The organism is Blautia schinkii (assembly GCF_013304825.1).
Classification (GTDB): Bacteria; Bacillota; Clostridia; order Lachnospirales; family Lachnospiraceae; genus Blautia_A; species Blautia_A schinkii_B.
This window is the reverse complement of record NZ_JAAWUO010000012.1, coordinates 1-24,805: the sequence shown is the minus strand read 5'-3', so window position 1 is coordinate 24,805 and position 24,805 is coordinate 1. Positions and strand designations below refer to the sequence as shown.

20 protein-coding genes and 7 tRNA genes are annotated in these 24,805 nt (G+C 44.5%); 4 read left to right on the top strand and 23 right to left on the bottom strand.

Annotated elements, in window-relative coordinates:
• The first annotated feature begins 240 nt into the window (after positions 1–240).
• Together HFM85_RS10245 and HFM85_RS10240 are read left to right on the top strand one after the other, a co-directional pair.
• Positions 241–1,701 carry a nicotinate phosphoribosyltransferase gene (locus HFM85_RS10245; RefSeq protein ID WP_173738117.1) on the top strand — a complete coding sequence of 487 codons (1,461 nt, stop codon included), beginning with the start codon at positions 241–243 and terminating at the stop codon, positions 1,699–1,701.
• Between the two features lie 64 nt (positions 1,702–1,765).
• Positions 1,766–2,329, top strand: a complete 564-nt coding sequence (locus tag HFM85_RS10240; protein ID WP_173738118.1) for a M15 family metallopeptidase — start codon at positions 1,766–1,768, stop codon at positions 2,327–2,329.
• Between the two features lie 5 nt (positions 2,330–2,334).
• Here HFM85_RS10240 and HFM85_RS10235 read toward each other — a convergent pair whose 3' ends face one another.
• From HFM85_RS10235 to HFM85_RS10220, 4 genes are all read right to left on the bottom strand, one after another.
• Positions 2,335–2,883 (bottom strand): stage V sporulation T C-terminal domain-containing protein, encoded by a 549-nt coding sequence (locus HFM85_RS10235; RefSeq protein ID WP_173738119.1) that lies wholly within the window; start codon positions 2,881–2,883, stop codon positions 2,335–2,337.
• Between the two features lie 150 nt (positions 2,884–3,033).
• On the bottom strand, positions 3,034–6,021 hold the full coding sequence (locus tag HFM85_RS10230) for an EAL domain-containing protein (protein ID WP_243873863.1): 2,988 nt from the start codon (positions 6,019–6,021) through the stop codon (positions 3,034–3,036).
• Positions 6,022–6,058: 37 nt separating this feature from the next.
• Complete coding sequence (locus HFM85_RS10225) at positions 6,059–7,486, bottom strand: extracellular solute-binding protein (RefSeq protein ID WP_173738120.1); 1,428 nt, start codon at positions 7,484–7,486, stop codon at positions 6,059–6,061.
• 154 nt (positions 7,487–7,640) lie between these two features.
• Positions 7,641–8,348, bottom strand: coding sequence for a phospholipase D-like domain-containing protein (locus tag HFM85_RS10220; RefSeq protein WP_179976597.1), 708 nt, complete (start codon positions 8,346–8,348; stop codon positions 7,641–7,643).
• A gap of 203 nt (positions 8,349–8,551) precedes the next feature.
• On the opposite strand from HFM85_RS10220, the gene trhA reads away from it, so the two are divergent.
• On the top strand, positions 8,552–9,217 hold the full coding sequence (gene trhA / locus HFM85_RS10215) for a PAQR family membrane homeostasis protein TrhA (protein WP_173738121.1): 666 nt from the start codon (positions 8,552–8,554) through the stop codon (positions 9,215–9,217).
• Positions 9,218–9,380: 163 nt separating this feature from the next.
• Here the strand turns inward: trhA and HFM85_RS10210 are convergent, their stop codons facing one another.
• The 7 genes from HFM85_RS10210 to HFM85_RS10180 form a co-directional block, all read right to left on the bottom strand.
• Positions 9,381–9,800, bottom strand: a complete 420-nt coding sequence (locus HFM85_RS10210) for an RpnC/YadD family protein (protein ID WP_173738122.1) — start codon at positions 9,798–9,800, stop codon at positions 9,381–9,383.
• A gap of 238 nt (positions 9,801–10,038) precedes the next feature.
• Positions 10,039–10,281: a GIY-YIG nuclease family protein gene (locus HFM85_RS10205; protein ID WP_173738123.1), complete on the bottom strand. Its 243-nt coding sequence runs from the start codon at positions 10,279–10,281 to the stop codon at positions 10,039–10,041.
• Positions 10,282–10,496: 215 nt separating this feature from the next.
• Positions 10,497–11,924: a glycoside hydrolase family 32 protein gene (locus HFM85_RS10200; protein WP_173738124.1), complete on the bottom strand. Its 1,428-nt coding sequence runs from the start codon at positions 11,922–11,924 to the stop codon at positions 10,497–10,499.
• Entirely contained in the window at positions 11,924–13,858 is a 1,935-nt protein-coding gene (locus HFM85_RS10195) for a PTS beta-glucoside transporter subunit IIBCA (RefSeq protein ID WP_173738125.1), read from the bottom strand. Before HFM85_RS10195 ends, HFM85_RS10200 begins: the two co-directional genes overlap by 1 nt.
• Positions 13,859–14,332: 474 nt before the next feature.
• Positions 14,333–15,313, bottom strand: a complete 981-nt coding sequence (locus HFM85_RS10190) for a LacI family DNA-binding transcriptional regulator (protein WP_173738126.1) — start codon at positions 15,311–15,313, stop codon at positions 14,333–14,335.
• 183 nt (positions 15,314–15,496) lie between these two features.
• The gene (locus HFM85_RS10185) at positions 15,497–16,450 is read right to left on the bottom strand and encodes a M23 family metallopeptidase (RefSeq protein ID WP_243873862.1); all 954 of its coding nucleotides are present in this window, start codon (positions 16,448–16,450) and stop codon (positions 15,497–15,499) included.
• Between the two features lie 103 nt (positions 16,451–16,553).
• Positions 16,554–17,369 (bottom strand): SpoIID/LytB domain-containing protein, encoded by an 816-nt coding sequence (locus tag HFM85_RS10180; protein ID WP_173738128.1) that lies wholly within the window; start codon positions 17,367–17,369, stop codon positions 16,554–16,556.
• Positions 17,370–17,539: 170 nt separating this feature from the next.
• Between HFM85_RS10180 and HFM85_RS10175 the strand changes: the two genes are divergently transcribed.
• Entirely contained in the window at positions 17,540–18,742 is a 1,203-nt protein-coding gene (locus HFM85_RS10175) for a metallophosphoesterase (RefSeq protein ID WP_173738129.1), read from the top strand.
• Here HFM85_RS10175 and HFM85_RS10170 read toward each other — a convergent pair.
• The 12 genes from HFM85_RS10170 to HFM85_RS10115 form a co-directional block, all read right to left on the bottom strand.
• Positions 18,647–19,138, bottom strand: coding sequence for a hypothetical protein (locus HFM85_RS10170; protein WP_173738130.1), 492 nt, complete (start codon positions 19,136–19,138; stop codon positions 18,647–18,649). The two genes, HFM85_RS10175 and HFM85_RS10170, sit on opposite strands and share 96 nt — an antisense overlap.
• Before the next feature lie 200 nt (positions 19,139–19,338).
• Positions 19,339–19,875 carry a DUF2284 domain-containing protein gene (locus tag HFM85_RS10165; protein ID WP_173738131.1) on the bottom strand — a complete coding sequence of 179 codons (537 nt, stop codon included), beginning with the start codon at positions 19,873–19,875 and terminating at the stop codon, positions 19,339–19,341.
• 76 nt (positions 19,876–19,951) lie between these two features.
• Entirely contained in the window at positions 19,952–21,718 is a 1,767-nt protein-coding gene (locus tag HFM85_RS10160) for an ASKHA domain-containing protein (RefSeq protein ID WP_173738132.1), read from the bottom strand.
• Positions 21,719–22,186: 468 nt separating this feature from the next.
• On the bottom strand, positions 22,187–22,819 hold the full coding sequence (locus HFM85_RS10155; protein ID WP_119240974.1) for a corrinoid protein: 633 nt from the start codon (positions 22,817–22,819) through the stop codon (positions 22,187–22,189).
• Between the two features lie 149 nt (positions 22,820–22,968).
• Complete coding sequence (locus tag HFM85_RS10150; RefSeq protein ID WP_173738133.1) at positions 22,969–23,784, bottom strand: methyltetrahydrofolate cobalamin methyltransferase; 816 nt, start codon at positions 23,782–23,784, stop codon at positions 22,969–22,971.
• Positions 23,785–24,015: 231 nt separating this feature from the next.
• Positions 24,016–24,088: transfer RNA gene (locus HFM85_RS10145), tRNA-Lys, on the bottom strand.
• A gap of 64 nt (positions 24,089–24,152) precedes the next feature.
• Positions 24,153–24,225 (bottom strand) — tRNA-Phe (locus tag HFM85_RS10140).
• A 5-nt stretch (positions 24,226–24,230) separates the two neighbouring features.
• Positions 24,231–24,304, bottom strand: a tRNA-Met gene (locus HFM85_RS10135).
• 15 nt (positions 24,305–24,319) lie between these two features.
• Positions 24,320–24,392: transfer RNA gene (locus HFM85_RS10130), tRNA-Thr, on the bottom strand.
• Between the two features lie 7 nt (positions 24,393–24,399).
• A tRNA-Tyr gene (locus HFM85_RS10125) sits at positions 24,400–24,481 on the bottom strand.
• An 8-nt stretch (positions 24,482–24,489) separates the two neighbouring features.
• Positions 24,490–24,562 (bottom strand) — tRNA-Val (locus tag HFM85_RS10120).
• Positions 24,563–24,591: 29 nt separating this feature from the next.
• A tRNA-Asp gene (locus HFM85_RS10115) sits at positions 24,592–24,665 on the bottom strand.
• Between the last annotated feature and the right edge of the window lie 140 nt (positions 24,666–24,805).

Sequence of the window (24,805 nt, the reverse complement as noted above, 5' to 3'; positions counted from 1 at the left end):
TTTTAAAATTGCAACCCCTTTTTTCAATTTTTTTTATTTTTTCTCAAAAAAACTTTTCCAAAGTGCCGGAAAGCCTTATTTTATGCAGCTTTCCGGAATTTAAAATACCCCCTCTGACTTAAAAAAAATTTTACAATCCACTCCTTTGTGTTATAATAAGCCTTATAAATAATAAAGAACGGAAACTACCGTGTATTCCCCTCCGGTCACAATATCCGGAGGCATCCAAAGGAGAATAATATGCGAGCAAATAACCTTACCCTGCTCACGGACCTCTATGAGCTTACCATGATGCAGGGATATTTCAAAAACCCGACCAACCAGACCGTAATCTTCGATATGTTTTACCGCAATAATCCAAACGGCGGCGGTTTCGCCATCTGTGCCGGACTGGAACAGATGATCGAATATATCGAAAACCTTCGTTTTACAGAAGAAGACATTACCTATCTGCGAAGCCTTGGGATTTTTGAAGAAGATTTTCTTGAGTATTTAAGCAGCTTCAAGTTTACCGGTGATATCTACGCGATCCCGGAAGGAACCGTGATCTTTCCGAGAGAGCCTATGGTCAAGGTTATCGCGCCGATCATGGAGGCCCAGCTTGTTGAGACTGCTATCTTAAACATCATGAACCACCAGAGCCTGATCGCTACCAAAGCCGCACGTGTATGCCACGCAGCCAAGGGTGAGCCGATCATGGAATTCGGTCTTCGTCGTGCACAGGGTCCTGATGCCGGTATCTTTGGTGCCAGAGCCGCAATAATCGGCGGATGTGCCGGTACTTCCAATGTACTGACAGGCCAGATGTTTAATGTTCCGGTACTTGGAACACATGCTCATTCCTGGATCATGAGCTTCCCGGATGAGTACACAGCATTCAAGACATATGCGAAACTTTATCCGAATTCCTGCACACTTCTGGTAGACACCTACGATGTACTGAAATCCGGTGTTCCAAATGCGATCCGCGTATTCGAGGAGATGCGTGAGGAAGGCATCCAGCTGAAGAATTACGGAATCCGCATCGACAGCGGAGACCTGGCATACCTTTCCAAGAAAGCTTATAAGATGCTTGCAGCTGCAGGTTTTGATGATGCTACCATTTCCGCATCCAGCGATCTTGACGAGTATCTGATCGAGAGCCTGAAAGCTCAGGATGCCAAGATCAATTCCTGGGGTGTTGGAACGAAACTGATCACAGCAGACGACAATCCTGCTTTCGGCGGCGTATACAAGCTTGCCGCAGTAAAGGACGCTAACAGCGATACCTTCGTACCGAAGATCAAACTTTCCGAGAACACAGAGAAAGTTACCAACCCCGGCAACAAAACTGTATACCGTATCTACAGCAAGAAAACCGGCAAGATCAAAGCTGACCTGATCTGCCTTGCAGATGAAGAATTTGATCCTGAAGAGACCATGGTCATCTTCGACCCGGTTGACACCTGGAAGAAAACTAAAGTTCTCGGCGGAACCTACGAACTCCGCGAGCTTCTTGTTCCGGTTATCAAAGGTGGAAAGAGCGTTTACACATCTCCATCTGTCATGGAACTCCGTGACTACTGCAAGAAAGAGCAGAATACTCTTTGGGATGAATCCAGACGTTTTGTAAATCCGCAGAAAGTATATGTAGATCTTTCCCAGTCACTTTACGACATGAAAAAAGCTCTTCTGGAAGAAATGAGTGAGAAAGCTCTCTAAGATAAAATAATCATAAACCCCCTTTTCTTATCATAAGCTTATGGATAAGGAAAGGGGGTTTTTTATGCACAGAGATTTTTATACCCGGCTGATCAGCAGGGAACATCCGCTGCCGGAAGCTTTTGTGCCGGAGCATCTTATTGATATCGGGCTGCCTTTTGAGGCTGCACCGGGAGATCCGAAACGTCTTCTGGAATACCAGGCTGCAAAGGCGGCTTCCCAGCTCTTCCATGCCTGCCATAAGTCCGGCCTGAATCTGTGGGCAGTCTCCGGCTACCGCTCTTTTCAAAGACAAAAGGAGCTTTTTACAGGGAGCAGATTTGTAGCTGTTCCAGGTGCAAGCGAGCACCAGAGCGGACTGGCCCTTGATGTTTCCTGTCCGTCCCTCCATATGGAACTGTGCGAAAAATTCGCTTCCACCGGAGAAGGGCGATGGCTGAAACGTAATGCTTCTCTCTATGGCTTTATTCTCCGGTATCCTGAAAATAAAGAAGAGATCACCGGCATGCCTTACGAACCCTGGCACATTCGCTATGTGACAAAACCGCTGGCGTCCTGGCTGACGATCACTAACCTGACTCTGGAAGAATATCATAACTTTCCCCAGAGGTGTACTCCGCCGCCATAAGAATTTCACTGCTCCATCTGTCTTCCCAGGAAACTCGCAGCTGTCTTTACCAGCGCACGTTCTTTTTCGCCCAGTACATTCTTATCAGATTTTCCAAGAAGTATCACAGATCCTATGGCATCACTTGCACATAAGATCGGCTGGATCATTTTTCCGGTAAAGCTGTCCTTGTGCCCGAGAGTTACCGACACATCTTCACGGCTGCTTCCATTAATAAGACGTGTCTCCCTCCCGGAGATCACCTCGTCCAGCTCCATGCTGATTTCTTTTCCATCAAGCTCCCTGCTTCCGCTTCCTGCCGCTGCCACCACTACATCCCTGTCTGTAATACAGGCTGTCAGCCCGGTTGTCTGCACCAGTGCCTCCGCATATTCTTCTGCAAAATTATTCAGCTCACCAATAGGTGAATATTTTTTCAGAATGATCTGCCCCTCCCTGTCTGTAAAGATCTCCAGAGGTGTTCCTTCTTTGATCTTAAGTGTCTTTCGTATCTCCTTCGGGATCACCACCCGGCCCAGGTCGTCGATCCGACGAACAATTCCTGTTGCTTTCATCTTGTCTTTTTCCTCCTGCATTTTTCTTATCTGATCGCTGCTGTACAGTAATTTTATATTTGCCGCAGCCGTTTGTTTATCTGTATGGTTATTATGTGAAAAAATGGGAGAAATATGTATTGTCAAACAGATAAAAAAAGCCGGGAAGTATCACACTTCCCGACTTCTGTTCTTAATAATTTTTATTGCTTCGGAATTGATCTCTCCCGGCACTGCTGCCGGCCTTGCCAGATAATAGCCCTGAAGCAGATCCACTCCAAGCTCCAGAACCTTCTCAAGCTCTGCCGGAGTTTCAATGCCTTCTGCTACGATATACATTCCTCGCTGATGCGCATAATTTACAATATTTACTACGATCTGCTGTTTATCCGGATCTGTATCAATATCGCGGATGATTGCCATATCCACCTTAATATACTGCGGTGAAATAGTAAGCAGACTCTTCTCACTGTTGTAGCCACTTCCATAATCATCCAATGCAATCGCACCAAGGAAGCCCGGCATATTTCCTTTCTTATTCAAGGATTCCTGCTCTGTGATCTCCAGAACCAGCTGTGGCTGAAGATCGCCATATTTCCGGTTAAATTCCCTGCATTCATCATTGCTCATGCACTCACTGGCAATAGAGTTGATAAACAGAAGTTCATCGCCTCTTACATCACCATTCTCTCTCAGCTGAACATAACCTTCTGCTGCCCGGAAAAACGTAATTCGCTCAAGCTCATGGAGACATTTCTCTTCTCTGGCAAGTTTTACTACATCTTCCGGTGATTTCAGTGCTGGCAGATCAATATGCATCAGTGCTTCCAGTGCATAGACCTTTCCGGTAACTGCAGATACAATTGGCTGATAGTAATACCGAAGTTCCTCTCTTCGGATCAGCTGCCGGAACTGTTTCCTCTGCTGTTCCTCACTGGCATTCCTGTTATAAACATCCGGATCAAACTCCTGAATATTGCCTTTCGCAGAGCGCTTAACCTGATACATTGCAAAATCTGCATATTTCTTCATCAGTTTCAGATCTTTTGTGTTCTCCGGATACCAGCAAATGCCGCCTGAAATGCTTAACTTAAGTTTTCTTCCGCTTGGAAGCATTATACATTTTCTGTCAATAGCAGCTTTTACTTCAGCGATCACCTTGCGGATCTCATCCTGACTGTCGTAACCATAGAAAAGAAGATTGAACTCATCGCCGGAGATTCTGGAACAAATAGTTCCCTGTGGTGTATAATCTGCAAAGCCTTTTCCAGCCTCGTAAATGTATCTGTCACCAAAATCATGTCCGAAATTATCATTCGTATATTTCAGATTATCCATATCAATCATCACAAACGCCGCATGTTTCAGCTTCTCCGGATGCTCGCGGAACAACTTCTCACTTTCTCTCTGGAAAGCACGTCTGTTGTAAAGTCCGGTCAGCGTATCATAATCTCTCTCATATTCAATGCTCATACGCTCTCTGGTAACTTTCGTCACATCTTCCACAAGACCGATACACCGGTTCATTTCTTTGTTGATCTCCATTCGGACATAACGGACGTCTCCGTCATCATACTTCACACAATATACTTTTGCGTTATCGCTGCCCGTTATATAAGAACATTCACTTTCAAAATTTTTCACGATCTTCACAAAGCTGTCCGCATCAAGAATTTCGTCTGGATCACGTTCCATTCCAAGCATGGAAAAGAAATTATCTGTCACATAAACGCTCTTGGTATCGGTACGGACCTCAAATCCACCAAGCTCCACACTGGCCATTTCCATAATGCGCAGAAATTTCGTAGATACTGTTACCATATCCTTGTTCAGCTGCATGATCGCACCTGCAAACTGATCCAGCTCCCGGATTCCCGTATTGGAAAACTTCAGCGATGTACTGTTATTTTTTTGTGCTTCCTCAACTTCCGAAGAGAGTTTCCGCACAGGCCGTGCCAGACGGAGACTGACGATCAGGCTGCTGAGAACACCCACCACTACAGTCATTAAAACGGTAAATATCAGCATCCGAAGCACATGTCTTGAGAAAGAGAACAGCTGATTATTTTCCACAACCCCCAGCAGAACCCACTGCTCATCTGAAAAAGGAGCGTTCCGATTGTACAGCTGGATCGGTTTCATGGATATATAATATCTTTTTCCCGTCAGATCCAGCTGATACTCTCCGTAGCTGTTTTTGTGCAATGTCAGTTCACTGTTTCTCAATACTTCTTCATCGGAGAGATTTTTTCCATTGATTCCTCCGATTCCTGAGATAACGATTCCGTCATCTTTTAATGATGACTTCGTATACGCCAGAATATAAGTGCCTTCTCCTTCATTCTGCAGTTCCTCATAAGGTATCTGTGTATTCAGATATTCCGAGAGAAGCTCAACTCCTAGAACGCCATAAACAGTTCCATCCGAAAGGATCAGTGGAACAGAGTAAGCGATCGCTGGACGGTTATCTCCATCCAGTGTATATTCTTCTGTTGACCAGTGTCCATAATCTGATGCCTCAAGCTGACCATGGTCTTTATATGCAGCCTGAAAAACAGGATACATGATCCTTTTCGTACTTTCATCCGAAAGAGCCAACTTCGATTTCCAACCCTTATCCGTGGAAATTCCCATCGTCTTAACCAGCTCAACCGGCGATCTCTCCATCAGAAGATCTGTATTCTTCCGCGCTGGCAGGGAATCCGGATCCAGATCTCTTATATACAAAGCAGGAATCACATCTTTCTGGCCTTTTTCGTCCAGATCCTCTGTGTTAAAGGCTACAAAAATTCCTGTAACTGCTCTCCGCCTCATAGTACTGATCATTGAATCATTAATACACTTCATCAACGGCAGATAATCTTCTTTATTTGTTCCGATATTCTGAATATCTATCTCACCGGAATCAATCAGCTCCTCCGTCACTTCATTGATCCGTTCTGAAAGATTTGAAAGATTCTGATCTGAAGACAGAATGCTCTCCAGATAACTGCTTCTGTTATCCACCTGTTTTTTCAGAATATCAACTGCATTCTGATCCAGCTGACTGCTCACATGACTGATGCCTAAAGCAGCCACCAGAAGCAGTATCTCGATTCCCAGAACCATCAACATAGCTGTCAGGATCGTACGAAAAATGGATTTCTCCTTTTTTTTCATGATCAGCAGTTCCTCCTTCCTGAGACTTCAGTCTGCGTTAGCCTTCATACGCCTGAAGCTCTGAAAGGACATTCTGATACCAGTTTTCAAAATAATCATCCGACAGAAACTCAGCTTCTGCCTCCTGTGCACTCTGTCCTTCTGCCAGACGTTCTTCTACCGTTGCGCGATCCTGCTGTGCAACATCTTCGAACGCTTCCTGAAGGACAGTTCTTGCATCATTTCCATTCTCGAATGCATGCATATAATACAGGTTGTTATTATTGATCTCATCTACAGATTTCGTAAGGATCTCTTCCATAGAGCTGCTGATATCAGACTCAACAGATTTGATCTTATCAATACTGTTGGCTTCATTTGTTACCGGAAGATAGCCGGAACCAACGGAAAAATCAATATTGTTCTCCGGTTTCGTGAACCACTTCAAAAATTCCACGCTGGCTTTAATCTCTTCATCAGAGCCCTTGGTCACAACCATTCCGGCGCCCTGCTGTACAGCGTAATCATCGCCGTCCTTAAATTTAGGACTTGGAAGTACTTTCAGTGAAATATCATAAGTATCTCCACTGTCATTTGTTACTTCCGTCGGGAAGAATGTGGCACTGGATGTTGAACCAACATAGCCAAGTACATTTCCGGTTTTTACATCATCACTGCGGAAACGTCCTGATGCGGAAAAATATCCCTTGATATATGGAACATAATAATTATCCCACAAAGTACGGATTACATCCTTGTCAAAATTCAGAGTCATTTTTTCATCTTTGACTTCAAAAATATCACAGCCAAGTTCCTGGGCTCCTACCAGAATGTAATTGGCCATTGCATCACGGCCAAACAATGCCTTTCCGTCGTTTGGCTGATCCGGAGTCTGTTCATCTGTCCATTTGTAATATTTCTCTGCAGTTTCAACAAGTCCTTCTATTGACTTCAGATCATCATATTCCGCACCTGTATCCGCTGCAAATTTCTGCCAGTCTGTATCATTGAGAAAAAGCAGCTCTGTTGATTTCGCAACCGGAAATATCTTAATACTTCCATCATCTGAGAAGTCTCCTTCTTTCAGATATCCCTCTACATATTGTTCTTTTTCCTTATCTGTAAGATAATCAGAAATATCTACCAGCATGTCCTTCTGATCCATGGTATATGCTGTATCAGCATATGCAGAAAAAATATTCGGAACTTCGGAAGCTCCAACCTCTCCGTCTGCTGCTGCCAGAACATTTTTTTCCAGGTCTTCTACCGTTCCAAGGCTCTTGCTATCTACCGTAATTCCCTGTTTCTTGCCAACTGTTTCATTAAATTTCTCTGTCAGATTGTTAAATGCATCAAGCTGATCTCCATTATAATATGTCCATACGGTAATTGTAACAGGGTCTGACTTCTTTCCGGTGCATCCGCTCAACATGGATGCTGCCAAAATAGTTCCTAACAAACAAAGCACTACTCTTTTGTGTGCCATAAACTACTCCCTTCCAGTTTGCATGTTTCCAGTTAATATTTGTAACCGGTAACTGTTTTCATACAAAATACTGCTTTTATCTTATCACATGACAGTTATATTATCAAAGAAAACCTGCATTCCGTCAGGAGTTTTGCAATTTTCTGCCTGATTATCACTGCTCTTTTCCTTCGGCTGCTGTATTCGCATATGCCTGCTGCAAAAACACCTCCTGGGAATTCAGCGGCGCATTGTCTGACTCTTCAATTTTATAATTACCTTTACTGTTCATTTTCCGTGCCTTTCGGTTGTCGCTGAGCATGGTTACAAACATTTCCTGGATCTGCATACGGATATCCGGATCCTCTATCGGTGCTGCTACTTCCACACGGCGAAGGGTATTTCTTGTCATAAAATCAGCAGATGCAATATATATCTTCGCTCTTTCCTGCGTTCCGAAAATATAAATACGGGAGTGCTCCAGGAAACGTCCCACAATGCTGATGATATGAATGTTCTGAGAAATGGAAATGGTTGTCTTTTTCCCTACAATAGATGGTGAGATCACCGGTGCTACTTCTGCCTCAAAATAGCGTTCCAGATAATTCCTGTCTTCTTTTTCGATCTTATGGAAATTAAGCATCTGAACGCCATATTCTTTCAGGCTGTCCATGATCTCCTCATAGATCACATCTCTTTTTCGATTTAATTTTCTGGTTCTTGAGAGGACCGCTTCCAACTGTTCCTTTGGTGTCATATTTGTTTTATTTTCACGAATATCCTTGGAAAGAAACATCTGATCTACCAGTGAACCTACTCTTACCATATAAAACTCATCCAGATTACTCTGATAAATAGATGCAAAGGTCAGCCGTTCGCACAATGGATTATCCTGAATAAGTATACTGACTGAATGTTTACTTCAAGGCAAACTTATGTTAATTCCACATAAAATTTTACGAAAAAGGGGTTGCATTTTCGAACAAGAGTGGTATAGTATTCGTATACTTGATATGTAGTTTTGAATACTATATGTTGTTCTATCGATTTCTACATTATTTTTCTGTATCCAGGAGGTGTTATATCATGAAATTTAAATTAAAAGACCCGGGAAGCGCGATTACACACGGAATCGCCATGCTTCTTGCAGCTGCCGGAGCCACTCCGCTGATCGTGAAAGCTGCCAGAAGCGCTGATATGCTTCATGTTTTTGCAGTGAGTGTTTTCATCCTGACCATGATCCTTCTTTATCTGGCCAGCACTCTTTATCATTCCGTAGACTCCACCGCTAAAGTAAACCGCCGTCTGAAAAAAATGGATCACATGATGATCTTCGTCATGATTGCAGGTAGCTATACTCCGGTATGCCTTATCGTCCTTCACGGCCGTACCGGTTATATCCTCTGTGCACTTGTATGGACTGTTGCCATCATCGGAATGATCCTTAAGGGCTGTTGGATCAACTGCCCGAAATGGCTCTCTTCTGTGATCTACATCGGAATGGGCTGGCTCTGTGTTCTGGCCTTCGTCCCGATCTTCCACAGCCTGCCCCGCGCAGGGTTCGGCTGGCTCCTGGCCGGCGGCATCATCTATACCATCGGAGGTGTCATCTACGCACTGAAGCTGCCGATCTTCAATGCCAGACATAAAAATTTTGGATCTCATGAAGTATTTCATATTTTCGTAATGCTGGGAAGTATGTGCCATTTCGTTGTAATGTATTTCTTTGTTGCCGGAATGGGGATTCATTGATCAGAAATGTAAAGATGCGATCTCTTCCAGAGGAAGCTTAGACATTTATATTCGCTGTATGGCAGGAATTTAAATGGTTAAGCGCTCTGGAAGAGATTTTTTTGATGTGATTGTTTTTCGATGTATTTTTTAGCTATATGATTGGTTTTATACAATGATGTGATTATTGAGTATTTTCGTTTTTTCGCAAAGTGTCTATCTGAGACTGGCTTAAACCGGTCACTTCTTTAATTTGTTCATCTGTAAGAAGTCTCGTTTTAATCAAATTAACCGCTGTTTGCTCAATTCCCTGGGTCAGTCCATTGGCATAGCCTTCCTCAACGCCCTCTTCTCTCGTCTGTCTCATATGCCTCTCTTCATCATATTCGTATATACTCACTTTTTTCGCCTCCGCACGATTCTCTCTCAGAAAATCTGCCAGTATCCCCTCACTTATACACTCCGTGATCGCCCGCTCCACAGCTTCATCCAGTGGCATCCTCGCAGCATATTCACGTACCCGGGAAGTGTATTCTGCGTAGTCGTGAAGCGTTCTGCAGGTTTCCATCAGTTTCCGGTTATGGCCTTTATTGATATTCAACATAACAGCTTTCAATTGTAAAGCTTCAGCAGTTCATTCCTGTCGCTGAACAGAATAGAAATGAAATGCTTTTTTTACCTTAGCACAATATGGGCAAATATGCACTCAAAACATTTCGACAAATTCTGCAAAAACCCTTCAACCACAAAACATCAAAAAAAGATATCCTTATCTTTCAATTACGCTGCATAATGCTCCACACCTTTGAAGTCACTTGAAGTATCGAAATGCTTATCGACATTCAGAATTTCATCAACTCCAGCTTCTTCTCCCTGGTCAGCTGCTTGATCCGGTACTCCCTGCTCATAGCCTCTTCCTTTGTGGCAAAGCCTTCGTAGTACACCAGTTTCACCGGTCTCTTGGCCCGGGTATATTTGGCACCTGTCTTGCCTTCATTGTGCGCTTTCATCCGCCTGGCAAGGCAGTTTGTCCAGCCGGTGTAGAGCGTGCCGTCTGCACACTGCACGATGTATGTGTAGTTCATAGCAGTCTCCTCTTTTGTGAAAATATTCTATGTAAAGACAGCCGCCAGCATTTCTTCAGCAGCCATCCTTCTATACTCAAGCAGCCGGCACAATTCTTGTATTTCACTTATAACAAAGATAAAGCAGGCTGGGATTCCGGCTGCGGATTTTCCCACCTGCTTTATTATACGTTCATTTTTTATTTCTGTGAATATGAATTGTGAAACAAAAGAACCTACTCCATCACATAATTCTTCAACGCATAAATCCTTCCATCAACTTCCGCAGCTTCCACCTTCACAGTCTGCTCATCCGTCTCCGGATAATATCTGGTGGAAAAAACAATTTCTCCACCATTCACATAGATCTCCACTGCAGTGGTATCTGCAAGGATTCTGAGAGCTTCAACCTTACCAGATGGAATATGCGCCTTACGCACTTTTCGCCCTGCGCCAGCTTTTTCGGAGAAAGCTAATGAAATATTTCCGTCCTGATAATCCAGGAAAAGGTTTTCCCCAAGGCTTATCTTGCCCTGCTCACCTTTGACCTTAATATCCAGATCAAATGGTCCATTAACCGGAAGCTCCACATCAGAACCTCTGACAGAAATCCCATCCATTCTAAGTCCGTTCAGTTCTTCCACCGGATACTGATAAAGCATTGCATTCTTATAAGTAACTTCCCGCGGAACAGTAAGACAATGCTGCCAGCCTTCTGTCTCAGCAGTTGGATTCACATACTCTTCATCAGCATCCGGCATTCCCATCCAGCCGATGATGATCCTTCTGCCTTTTCCATCCTGGAATGTCTGTGGTGCATAGAAATCAAAGCCGTAATCCCATTCCCGGAAATCTTTTTCCTCCGGCTTACCATCCTTCAGGATAAAATATCCGGACTGGTAAATATTCTGGAAACGGTACTCCTCTCTTGTCAGTCCCTGAGGAGAAACTGAAAGCACCTCCTGGTCACCCAGTGCAAAGAAATCCGGGCACTCCCACATGTATCCGAATGTATTCTCTGTAGTAAGGTCACGATCAAATGTCCAGTTCTTCAGATCCTCAGATTTATAAAAAAGAACTGCACCTTTGTCGCCTTTCTGGCGGCCTCCCAGAATCATATGGTACTCTTCTCCGTCCTTCCACACCTTCGGGTCGCGGATATGGCAGGTGTAATTCTCCGGATAATCCGTCCAGGAAATGGCCTCTTCTTTTGTTCCAAAACGGATGCCGTCCTCACTCTCCACGTGGAGAGTGCTGGAACAACGTCCGTTGTTAATGTAATCATAATCTCCATCCATCTTCACATTCCCTGTATAAAAAAGATGAAGTTTATCCTCCTCTGCAAGTGCAGAGCCTGAGTAAACACCATGACAGTCATAAACACTGTCAGGCAGAAGCGGAACACCCTCATATCTCCAATTGATCATATCCTCACTGGAATAATGTCCCCAGAATTTCAGACCGCCGTTGGCTTCAAAAGGAGAATACTGAAAAAACACGTGATATCTTCCCTTATACCAGCATAATCCATTTGGATCGTTCAGCCATCCGGTCGGCGGCATCAGATGATGTGTCAGGCGGCTCTTCTGCATCGCCATTCCTACTGCTGCCGTTTCCTCGATTTTTCTTACTTCCTCCGCAAGCACTTTTGTCAGAGAACTCATTATTTTACCTCCAGTACCTCAGAACCGTTGTTTACTGTTCCTTCTGTAAGCATTTTTACTTCTTCGTAATCATCTGTATTTGTTACGATCAGCGGTGTGGTCACATCGTAACCAGCCTTTCTGATCTCCTCCATGTCAAAAGTGATCAGTGTCTGGCCTTTTTTGACCTGGTCTCCATCTTTTACATGTGCTGTGTAAAATTTACCGCCAAGCTCAACTGTATCAACCCCGATGTGGATCAGCAGTTCCAGACCGCTGTCTGTTGCAAGGCCGATCGCATGTTTTGTGTCAAAAATTGTAGAAACTGTTGCGTCGCAAGGTGCTTTTACCTCACCTTTGGACGGAATCACTGCCATGCCCTTTCCAAGGACTTCTGATGCAAAGGTCGCATCTTTTACTTCTGAAAGCGGGATCGCAGTTCCCTCAAGCGGGCTGTAGAGAGTCTGCACACCGCTCTCAACTGTTTTTTTCTCCGCAGATTTCATCTCAGCATTCTCTGCCGGAGCACCTGCCTTTTTCTCTGTTTCAATATTTTTCCCAGCTGTTTCCTGTACCTCGTCTTTATATCCGAACATCCATGTGAGTACAAAAGCCACACCAAATGCGATGACAAACATGAGTATATAAGAAACCGGATTATTCAGGCACAGCAGGATTCCGAAGATACCGGTAACGCCTGTTCCTGTAGCACCAAGACTGGTGATGGAAGCAAAAAGTGCTCCGCATGCACCACCCAGGCAGCCCATGATAAACGGCTTTCCAAAGCGAAGGTTTACACCGAAGATCGCCGGCTCTGTGATTCCCATACATGCGCTTAATGCAGACGGAACAGCCATAGATTTGACCTTCTGGTTCTTTGATTTCAGGCCTACGGCAAGAGCCGCACCACCCTGTGCAATATTGGCTGCAGATGCAAGCGGCAGCCAGTAGGTAACGCCGAATTTAGCGAGCTGTCCAAGGTCAATGATGGTGTACATATGATGAACACCTGCAACAACTGTCGGTGCATAAAAAGCACCCATGATAAAGCTTCCGATTCCGAATGGCAGAGCGATCAGCCACTGGATTCCATCCAGAAGTCCGTTCTCAACTGTTACGAAAATCGGTCCGATAATGGAAAGTGTAAGATAGCCGGTTACAAAAACGCTGACAAGCGGTGTTACAAAAAGATCGAACATTGCAGGTACGACTTTATGAAGTCTCTTCTCAATCTGTGCCAGTACCCAGACTGCAATGATAACCGGGATTACATGTCCCTGATATCCAACCATGTCAATGGAGTAAAGTCCGAACCATACTTTCTGTGTGGCCTGTACGCCTTCCGTGGCAACTGTCCAGGCGTTCTGCAGATTCGGATGGATCATGATCATACCGATAACCGCACCAAGGTAAGGGTTGGCGCCGAATACTTTTGCACCACTGTAAGCGATGAGGATCGGCAGGAATGTGTATGCTGTATTACTGAAAAGCTGTGCAAATACATAAATGGAACCGTTGGTATTAATGTTCAGGAAGCCGTTGTTTACCATGAAGTTCAAAGCTTCCATGATTCCCATCAGGAATCCGCTGGCTACGATAGCCGGGATGATCGGGACAAAAATATCTCCAAGAGTCTTAATGAGTCTCTGTACTGGATTGGCCTTGGATGCTGCCACCTGCTTCAGCTCTTCCTTGCTGCTCTCGGAAACCCCGGCGATCTGGATAAACTCATCATAAACCTTGTTTACAACTCCTGTTCCAAGAATGATCTGCATCTGTCCCTGTGCGAAGAATACACCTTTTACTCCGTCGATATTCTCCACGTATTCCTTGTCTGCCTTGTCATTATCTGCAATGACCAGACGAAGTCTTGTTGCACAGTGGGCTGCAGAAATGATGTTTTCTTTCTTTCCTATATGATCGTAGATTTCCTGTGCGGTCTTTCTGTAATCCATGTCCATCCTCCTTTTCCGTCGCTGTCTGATTTTTAATCAGCAGACTCTTTTTACTTTTCCTTTTTTGTGGATCAGATGATGCATATCGTTATAACTCAGATATGATCGTTATCTCTATCTTTTTTGTGATCCATTATTTATGTTTTTATGAGATTGATTCCATATGTTTTTAACTATTAAAAATATTGTTTTTGTCATATTTTTTTATCATTTATCAATATTCTGTTTAGTTTCTCACATATATTTCATTTTCTTCATTGCGTTTTAATGTGGAATCGTTCTCATATCTTGATTGTATTATAACCACAACGATCTCATTTGTAAATCCGAAACATCTCACAAATTTTCATACTGAAAATTGTACATATTCCATAAGAACCGATATCAGAGCCATAATCCCCGTCCCCAATGGCACAAAAAAGAAGCAGATCCCTTTCCAAAAAGAACCTGCTTCTGCCTGACTTAACTATTCTGTTATCTGTGAGATTCCCGTTCCACAAGTTCACATCCCATCTTGATCTCCTTGCTGATCCCGGTATCATTCTCAATAAGGTCGGCCAGCATAGCTGCTGCCTCCATCCCACTTGTTTTGTAATAAAAATGCATGGTAGTAAGTTTCGGCTCCACGATCTTGCCCGGAACTCCGTCACCGATTCCCGCAATCTGCACATCCTCGGGAATGCGAAGTCCTATCTCCTTAAGGTAAGTCATGGCTCCCACTGCCATGGTATCTGTAGCGCACACAAGAGAATCAATGGACGGATCCTCCTCAAAAAGCTCCCTGGCCATCTCATATCCTGAATCCATGGTAAAACTTCCCACTTTCATCCTCTCAGGCACAATCTCGAGCTTTTTCTTACGAAGGGCATCTTCGAATCCTTTTCTTCTCTGTGCACCTACAGCCACATCTTTATCTGTAACTCCAATATAGGCAAACTTGCTGCCTTTCTCCGCAAGCTTCTCCGTCACCTGAAAAGCAGCTTTGTAATCATCCTGATAAATGCAAGGATATCCGTCCAGATGCTGTCCCAGAAGTACAATAGGAACCTTATAATCCTTAAGCATCTGCTTATGCTTCCTTGTAAACATGGTGGCAATAAAAACAACTCCGTCCACCTGACGCTCTTTAAAAAGCGAAAGATATTTCAGTTCCTCTTCCACATTATTATTGGTATTGGCAAGAATCAGCTGGTATCCTCTCCGTGTAAGAATATCACTGATTCCTTCAACTTCACGGCTTATGGTATCGGAATTGATCTTTGGAAGGATGACACCGATCAGACTCGTTTTTTTCGTACGAAGTGTCTGTGCCTGGGAGGACGGCTGATAACCAGTCTCCTCGATCACTCTCCGGATGACTGCTTTCTTTTCACTGCTTACATACCCATTATTCAGATATCTGGATACAGTCGCTCTGGAAACGCCTGCAAGTCTGGCTATTTCATTAATATTCATATATATGTACCTCTTCCTCTGTCCTTTATGTCTGTCATATGCTATCGTTATGTGCAGATATTTATATTTATGATTATACACGTTTTCATCCCGGTAAAAAAGATTCTTCGTGAAATTTTATGTGGGTATAGTACAATTATGCGGGATGGATTCCATATCCCGCATAATTTTCATATAAAAATTTTACTCCAGATACTCAAACGGATCCACCGGATTTCCATCCTTCTTCACTGCAAAATAAAGGTTCGGGCCTTCCACGGAATAATATTTTGTCGGCTCGCTGACATTTCCGATCACTTCACCTTCTTTTACTGTATCACCTTCTGCAACAGTAAGATCTTTAAGCTGTCCATACACAGCCTGATACCCGTTTCCAAGTTCCATCGTCACAGTCGTTCCGGTGCAGGCATCCTGCTCAACAGAAAGCACCTGTCCGTCTGCAGCCGCATAAACCGGTGCGTCCTCCACAGCCTGAACTGCGATCGCCGAACTTACCCTGTACTGGTCGAGAGTTGGATAATAAACTGTTTCGTTCATATTATAATCGATCAGAACCGTTCCGCGGACCGGCCACTCCATAAGAGAATTCTCGGTAAAATTCAGATTCTGTGCAGCAATTCCCGCTGCAGAAGTCTCAGTACTGTCTGTTCCGGTGTTTCCGGTTGAATTATTACCTGCTGATGCAATTTCCGCAGAATCTGCTCCAGTACCATCTGCTAATTTACCTGCAGCTTTACTTACAGCAGAACCATTCACACCGGCAACCGCAGCACTATTACTTTCATTTGCATTTGCAGCTGCCGCACCAGTTCCTGCAGCACTGCTACCTCCGTCAGCCACATCTCCTGTTCCACTGCTGCCAGCCATGCCGTCCGCATCAACCGCAGCATTCTTCACCGAATCCCCATCCGCAATTCCCGAACCATCTGCCTCCTCCGTGCTTCCACTTCCGGAAACTTCCGCATCTCCCTCATCGGAGATTTCTTCCTCCAGTCCTGTCTCCTTCATCTGCACAGAATCATCTTTTGACTCCGTAAGGGGCTTGGTTCCCAGCTGATACACTGTGATCCCAAGAGCTGCCACTGCTGCCAGAACTCCGCCGTTGATAATTCCTCTCACAACTTTACTTTTCATCATATTCTTTCCACCTCTGTCTAATATGTTCATTTCCGATAACTGTTCACCAGTACATCGTTTCTGTATCTATAGGGTGTCCAGAATATGACTCTCTATTCACTTTTTACAAATTTTCCAGTTTCATGGCCGGAAAATATTTTTTCAGGATCTCCTCCGCGCTGCTCCCGCCTTTCGCCATCTCATTTCCACCAAATTGCGAAAAACCTGCTCCATGACCACTGCCCCGCACCCGCAGAACGTACACATCACCATTTTTCTGCAAACTGAAATTCGCAGACTTCAATCCCATACCCACAGCAAAACTCTCTCCCTCCAGGAGATTTTTTCCGCTGGAAAGCTCTGTCACATAGCCCGCACTGTCCCGTTCCCGGATCTTCACCTCCCCGGCCTGACTCACGGGAATTTCAACCACCTCCATATAATCCGGCGATTTTTTGTCCTTACTGCTGTCCACAGATTTCAGATATGTATATGCCTCATCCCGAAAAGCCTCTTTTCCGCTGCGTGTTTTTCCCCCGCTGACCTTATGCCACGGGAGCAACTTCAGCTCCCCCTGATACGTCAACACCTGACCACTCGTTTCTTCTGCTGCCTGCTGATAGACTTTGTCTTTTTTGGAAAAAATATTTCTAATATAATCTCTGCCGTCAGTTTTCTCCTGCAATATCTGCGGAAGTATTTTCCCTTCCCCGAGTATTCTCCGGATATTCGACCTTGCGATCACGGTCTGCGCTTTTATGGTTTCTTTTTTCATATCCGATCCGATCTGGGAAGACACAATAATCGGAAGAAACATCTCCACTTCCGGCCTGCGCTCCGCCATGACCATATCAGCCCCATTAAACACCGCCCCCATAAAATACGGCAGGACGATCACCAGAAACACCACAAAATACCGGAAGTACACATATTTTTTCATAAAAACACCATAATCGGTCTTTTTCCTAATATATGTTCTTTTGCAAAAAATTATTATTTGCGCTATACTGGTGTAACTATAGTTCAAGTATTCACAGACATTCTGTGATATTGCTCTGTAACAACCTGAACATCTGCACTTACGAAAATCACGGAGGTTTACCAAATTTAATGCTTGCTATTTTTCTCGCACCGCTTTACATTCTCATTAATATTTATATTGTCCGCTGGATGATCCTGTGGATGGGAGCCTGTACGCATCTGTTTCAGACACCGCTGTTTCGGGTGTGCTTTGCGGGTGTTTATATTTTTCTGGCATCCTCACTGCTCACCAGCTTTCTGATCCGGAAGCCGCCGGCATTTCACCGTTTTCTGAAAAATACGGCAAATTATTTTCAGGGCACTTTTCTTTATATTCTGATCGTCATTGTCACAACAGATCTGGCAAGACTGATCCTGAAACATACGCTGCATCCGGACTGGCTTTACACCCGGAAAACTTTCGTGCTCACCGGGGCAATTTGCACACTTCTTATTATCGGCATCAGTGTTTATGGAATTTTAAATCAGTGGAATCTTAAGACAAAAACTTATGATGTGAAAGTAGATAAGCAGGTGGAAGGAACTGATTCCCTCAAGATCGTCCTGCTTGCAGATATTCATTTTGGCTACAGCATCGGAGAAAAAAATGCTGAACTTCTTGTCAATGCAATTAATTCCCAAAAGCCGGATCTGGTGTGCATTGCCGGAGATATTTTTGACAATGAATATGAAGGGCTGAAAAACCCGGAAAAAACTGCCTCCACCCTTCGTTCTATCCGGTCCAGATACGGCGTTTATGCCTGCTGGGGCAACCATGACCTCAATGAACCGATCCTTGCGGGATTCACTTTCCGCTCTGCAAATAAGGACTACGATGATCCCAGAATGACACAGTTCCTGAAAGATGCCAACATCCGGCTTCTCAATGATGAAACTGTTCTTATTGATGACCGGTTTTATCTTACAGGACGGAAGGACCCTTCCCGCTGCCGCAAAATGGACGACACGCGTAAGAGTCCTTCCCAGCTTACCAAATCACTGGATCTGAGACGCCCTGTTATTTTTATGGATCACCAGCCCGGGGAGCTGGATGAGGTAGCTTCTTCAGGTGCAGACCTTGATCTCTGCGGTCATACCCACGACGGCCAGCTGTTCCCACTGAACATCATTACCGGCCTCGTCTGGGAAAATTCCTGCGGCTACCTGAAAAAGGGAAACATGCACAACATCGTCACCTCAGGTGCCGGCATATGGGGTCCGAATATGCGAACTGCAACAAACAGCGAGATCTGCGCCATCACTGTGCATTTTTCCCCGCAGTTTGCATCTTGACAGCCCTCTACTCAAATACTTCCAACACACATTTCCATCTCTCGGATTATTGCCCACATCAACCTTATCCGTTACAGTTTTTCGTCCCCTGCGGGCATATCCCCATCTATTTCTGCACACTTCCGTTCCTGATGCAGTCACACCATTATGTCCTGTGCCTGCATCTGCCGCATTTCGCACACTTCCATAACCTGTCCCACATCTCCAATCTGCCCAGGCAGCTGCATACCATGCCTGTCCTCTTCCGATCATTTTTCTTCCGGCAGTTTGCACGCGGGAGATTTTTTCCATAAGAATTCCGAAGAACACTGCTGCTACCTGAAAGATCCGCAGCATTTCCATACGATCACGCTGTTCACTGCAATCATGAAATTCATGAAATTTTCCACATCCCATAAAAAATACCGCCTTTCTGCCAAAGACTAAAACTTCAGGTTTCCGATTACTGTTCGCTCTTCCCACCGCAGCCATCTGCAATGGACAAAGCCGGGAATGCGCATTTCCCACAGCTATACAGCTACCAAAAGTCTATGTCAGCCTTTCGCAGAAATAGAACCGAAAAATTTCTCTAACCTGTTCATGCCTCTTCAATCTTTTTATTCCAGGAAAAAACAGCTGGTGTATGTAATCGTTCCAGGTCCGTAATAATATTCTATCCCACTGTCCTGACAGACCTGAGTCACCAGCATTCCGTATGCCTCCATTGAAGAAAAACGTTTCTCCGGAAAACGGCACGGTGCGTCTGGATAGCTGCATTTGGCGCATCTGGTACAGCATCCGGCTCCAAGAGAAAGAAGCTTTGGAAATTCTTTTTTCAGTCTGTCGTGCATCTCCACAAAATGTTCTTTATGAAGTGCCTCTGTTTCCATCATGCCTTCTCCGTCAAATTCATCTTCCAGCTCACCTTTTGTCTGGACGATGATGCCTCTTGTATAACCTGAGATATCTTCTCCGCACTCTTCCAAAGTTCCGCATGCAGGTGGACAGCTCCAGTTTCGTCCATACATGTGGCATTTATCTGTGCTGCACATCTGGCGCACCTCCGGAAGCAGTTTGATCTTCCCGGGATCCATTTCCTCTATTTTAAAAAAGCCGATCTCTTTTCCCAGCTGCTGTAATTCTTTTAAGTCCATATCGTTCCCTCCACATAAATTCTACACTTAATAACCTATGCCAAAATCTGTTTCCAACTGAGTAAAACAGACTTTCTTATTCTTCCGGAAATTCCAACTGATCTACAAATTCATCCTGGAATTCAGGCAGTGCTGCCAGCTCCAGAAATTCTGTATGGCGGGCAAGACGCTCCGCGCGTTCAAGTTCTTCATTATTTAAGAGAGCCAGCTTTGCACCTTCTCCTGCTGCATTTCCAACCGGAATGATCCTGTCTTTCAGGATTCCCGGAAGCATGCCGATCCTGCATGCCCCTGCAGGATCCATATAGTTGCCAAAAGCTCCTGCAATATAAACCTGCTCGATCTGCTCCAAAGTAATTCCCATCTGTTCTGCCAGAAGGGCGATTCCCGCAGCAATAGCCCCCTTAGCCAGCTGTACTTCACGTATATCTTTCTGACTTAAATATACAGGTTTTCCATTACCTGATTCAGACGGACCTGCCAGAAGATATGCTGTTTTCGTATTGTCATCGATCTGAACAACTCTCGGTCCTTCCATCAGTCTTCCTGTCTCATCGATCACTCCTGCTTCCAGAAGTCCTGCAATAATATCGATCAGTCCGGAGCCGCAGATTCCCGTTGGCTTGCCGTCTCCAATTACCTTGCATACGAGTCTTCCTTCTTCAAGATGTGCATGCTCAATGGCACCTTCCGCGCCTCGCATACCACAGGCTATCTTTGCGCCCTCAAAAGCCGGACCTGCCGCAGTAGAGCACGCAATGCGGCGTTTTGAATTTCCAAGAACGATCTCGCCATTTGTTCCAATATCGATCATCAGAGTCATCTTTTTCTCTTCTTCAAGATTTACAGCCAGAAGGCAGGCAACAGTATCAGCTCCTACGAATCCTGCAATGACAGGCAGCGCGATCAGCTGTCCGCCCGGATGGATTCCCAGACGGAATTTTTCTGCCGGGAATGTAAGGCCATGACTGATCGCCGGATTATATGGTGCATGAACAAGAGAATCCGGAACGATTCCCAGGAAAAGGTGATGCATACAGGTATTTCCCACAACACTGACCTGATAGATATCCTCCGGCTCTTTTCCCGCTTCTTTACAAAGTGTACGGATCAGTTTTTTCAAAAGCACTCTGATACACGCAGAAAGTTCCTCTGCACCATGCTCCAGAGAATAATTGGCACGCATGATAACATCCGCACCATATTCTGTCTGTACATTCAAAGCACTTGCTGTTGCCAGCTGTTCTCCTGTTCTTCCATCCAGAAGATACCCGGCTACGGTTGTTGTTCCAATATCAAACGCAGCCATCAGTACCGGTTTATCGTCCTGTTCTTTCAGCTCCAGAATTTCATCACCGCTTACGATTGCTCTGGCTGTTCCTCCTTTTTCCTTCATAAGATGGCTGATTACAGGAAGTATTTCCAGCTTCGGCCGGAACACCCGGTCTGCCTTGCTGCCTTTTTCCCGGAGTTTCTTATTTACAGCTTCACAAAGTCTTTTCCAGTCTGAGCTGTTTTCCCCAACTTTACATGACTGTATCTCAATGTCCAGGATCTCCAGCTCCGGCTGAAAAGCTACTGCTCTCTCTGTTCCTTTTACAAGAATCCTGTGTTCCGATGCCTGCTCAATTGTTTCTACCTCAAGATCTGCCGTAATCTTTATCTGGCAGGCTTTTTCCACAGAGCCGTTGATCTTTACGGTACATTTTCCACATTTTCCGGCACCCCCGCATGGTGCATCCGGGGATAACCCTGCTATCCTCTCAGCTTCCAGTACAGTTGTACCTTCCTGCACCGAAACTTCTTTTTTTTCTTTTGTAAAAAACACCTTATATGTATTCAAATCCGCCACCCCTGTACTTTATATTTCTGCCCATATTTTCAGACAGGTATTCTACTGTCTTAGTTTTCTTTACTGCTCTAATTTTCTTACTATTACCAGTTTAACCATTTGTCTTCAGTAAGTAAAGCCTTAACTTATACATCCGTCTTCCAATATATATCTACAACCTTTTCCCATAAAAACACGTCGCAAGATATTACTGATAAGCCCTGCGAGTTACTGTTCACTCCGTTCTCAGTAACACGCTTCGCGATGCACAGAATTTATGCTAATTGCATAAATTCGCGCAGTATGTCTCGGGTTTTCTGTGACCTTCGCTCACAAAAAACACCTCGCGGAACATTGCCAGTGAACAGTAACCCCTGCGAACATATCTTAATTATAAAAAATCCGCAGAAACTATCTTTATTTTCATAGTCTCTGCGGATCATTTTTATGACCGTTACTATTATTTCATCTACATTTACATTATGCTACAAGCTGTTTTGCAACCTGAGCTGCTGTTGCTGCGTCTGCTGTGTAAGCATCTGCGCCAATCTCATCTGCGAATTCCTGAGTGATAGGAGCTCCGCCAACCATGATCTTGATATCTTTACGGAAGTCTTCTTTATTAAGAGCTTCAACTGTATCTTTCATAGCCGGCATGGTTGTTGTCAAAAGTGCAGATACACCTACAACTTTAACATCCGGATTCTCACGTACTGCTTCAACGAATTTCTCGATCGGAACATCTACACCAAGGTCAATTACTTCGAATCCGGCACTCTCGATCATCATAGCTACCAGGTTTTTACCGATATCATGAAGATCGCCTGCTACTGTTCCAATGATCATTTTTCCAGCTACGCCTGCGCTTCCGCCTGCAAGGTGCGGTTTCAGAACATCTACACCTTTCTTCATAGCTCTTGCTGCTACCAGCATCTCAGGAACGAATATCTCATTATTTTTAAATCTTTCACCTACAACACCCATAGCCTTGATCATGTTATCAAGAACATCTGGTGCTGCATTCCCCTCATCAAGTGCTTCCTGAACTGCTGCGCCGATCAGTTTAGCTTTTCCTCTTACTACCAGATCAAAAACTTCATCCATTTTACTCATAATACTTTACCTCCTGAAATTGATTTTGCACTCATTAAATTTTTTCTTAGGGACTGCTATCTTTTTTCGTACATTGGTGCTTCCCATATATGTTATCTAAGATTATTCTGTCAGGCTCCGCAACCCGGCAGATTTCTTAAATACATTCATTATTTCTTTACCGGACCGATCAGACCTTCTCTGTATGCTCCGATGTATTCCATACAGTAGTCATCTTCTCCAAGAAGAGCTTCTGTTGCATAAATAAGACCAAGCATGTCTCTGTTTGTCGGGTCAAGGATTCCACTGTCCAGACCGGCATTCATAGCCAGTACCATGAATCCAAGATTGATCAGCTTACGAACCGGCAGGTTGAAAGAAATATTGCTGATCGCTGCTGTAATATGAATGGACGGATACTGCTCACGAACAGAAGTGATAACTTCAATATTTGTCTCAATTCCATTCTCTGATGTACAAAGCATCTCTACCAGCGGATCAATATGGATCCTGGATGGGGAGATTCCATATTCCTTAGCTTTCTCCATTATCTTATCGAATACGCGAAGTCTGTCTGCTGCATTCTTCGGGATTCCGGTATCGTCACTGAGAAGAGCAATAACTTCCCATTTCTTATTCTCTTCCCGTGCCATAACAGGAAAAATCTTATCAATCTTGTCACCTTCACCGGATACAGAATTGAAAAGTCCCGGTCTCTTACAGAATTTATACGCCTGTACAAGTACATCCGCACTCGGGCTGTCCACAGAAATCGGAAGATCTGTTACTTCCTGAATACAGTCGATCATCCATTTCAGTGTTTCAACTTCCTCTTCTTCCGGAACAGATGCGCAACAATCGATAAATGTTGCTCCGGCCTCTGCCTGTTTTCTTGCACGGTCTTTGATAAATTCCGCATCTCTTTTTGCAATGGCCTCTGCCACAGAAGGAATGGAACCATTGATCTTTTCGCCAATAATAATCATTTGCTACACCTCCTGAAGTATTCTTTCCCACAAAACGTACAACTATGACTCCCCCGAAACACGCTGCCTTTTTCTTAACTGACTCTATTGTAGCAGATACTTTTTTAAATCTGTATACTCTATAGCGTGGAGTTTTAACGGGTGTTTTCATACAATGTGTAGGATGGTATTCCACGTGACTTTCCGGACATGAAAAAAGCACTGTCAGTTTGACAGTGCTCTTAAAATTAGTGAGGCATCGGGGATTCGAACCCCGGACAACTTGATTAAAAGTCAAGTGCTCTACCGACTGAGCTAATACCCCATATTAAATTAATTGATGCTCAGGCTTTTTCTAACCAGCTGTTCGTATACTTTACATTAAAACATGCCCAGAGCCGGAATCGAACCAGCGACACGAGGATTTTCAGTCCTCTGCTCTACCAACTGAGCTATCTGGGCATAAGTAGCGGGGACAGGATTTGAACCTATGACCTTCGGGTTATGAGCCCGACGAGCTTCCAGACTGCTCCACCCCGCGTTATTAAATGTTAAAAGCCGATGATCGGACTCGAACCGATAACCTGCTGATTACAAATCAGCTGCTCTGCCAATTGAGCCACATCGGCATTTAAGTGGATGGAGAAGGATTCGAACCTTCGAAGGCGGTGCCAACAGATTTACAGTCTGCCCCCTTTGGCCACTCGGGAATCCATCCATAATCTATGGGACCTATAGGGCTCGAACCTATGACCCTCTGCTTGTAAGGCAGATGCTCTCCCAGCTGAGCTAAGATCCCATATTCAATTCATTACAGCTAAGCTGTAACGACCCAGAAGAGACTCGAACTCTCGACCTCCGCCGTGACAGGGCGGCGCTCTAACCAACTGAGCCACTGGGCCATTTTAAGGTTTGTACCTTAAAAACTACATACATGCTTGTTGATCGTTAATCAAACTCTTTGAATCAATTCTTAACCTGCGTTTCTTGGTCAAGCCCTCACCCGATTAGTAACAGTCAGCTCCATGTGTTACCACACTTC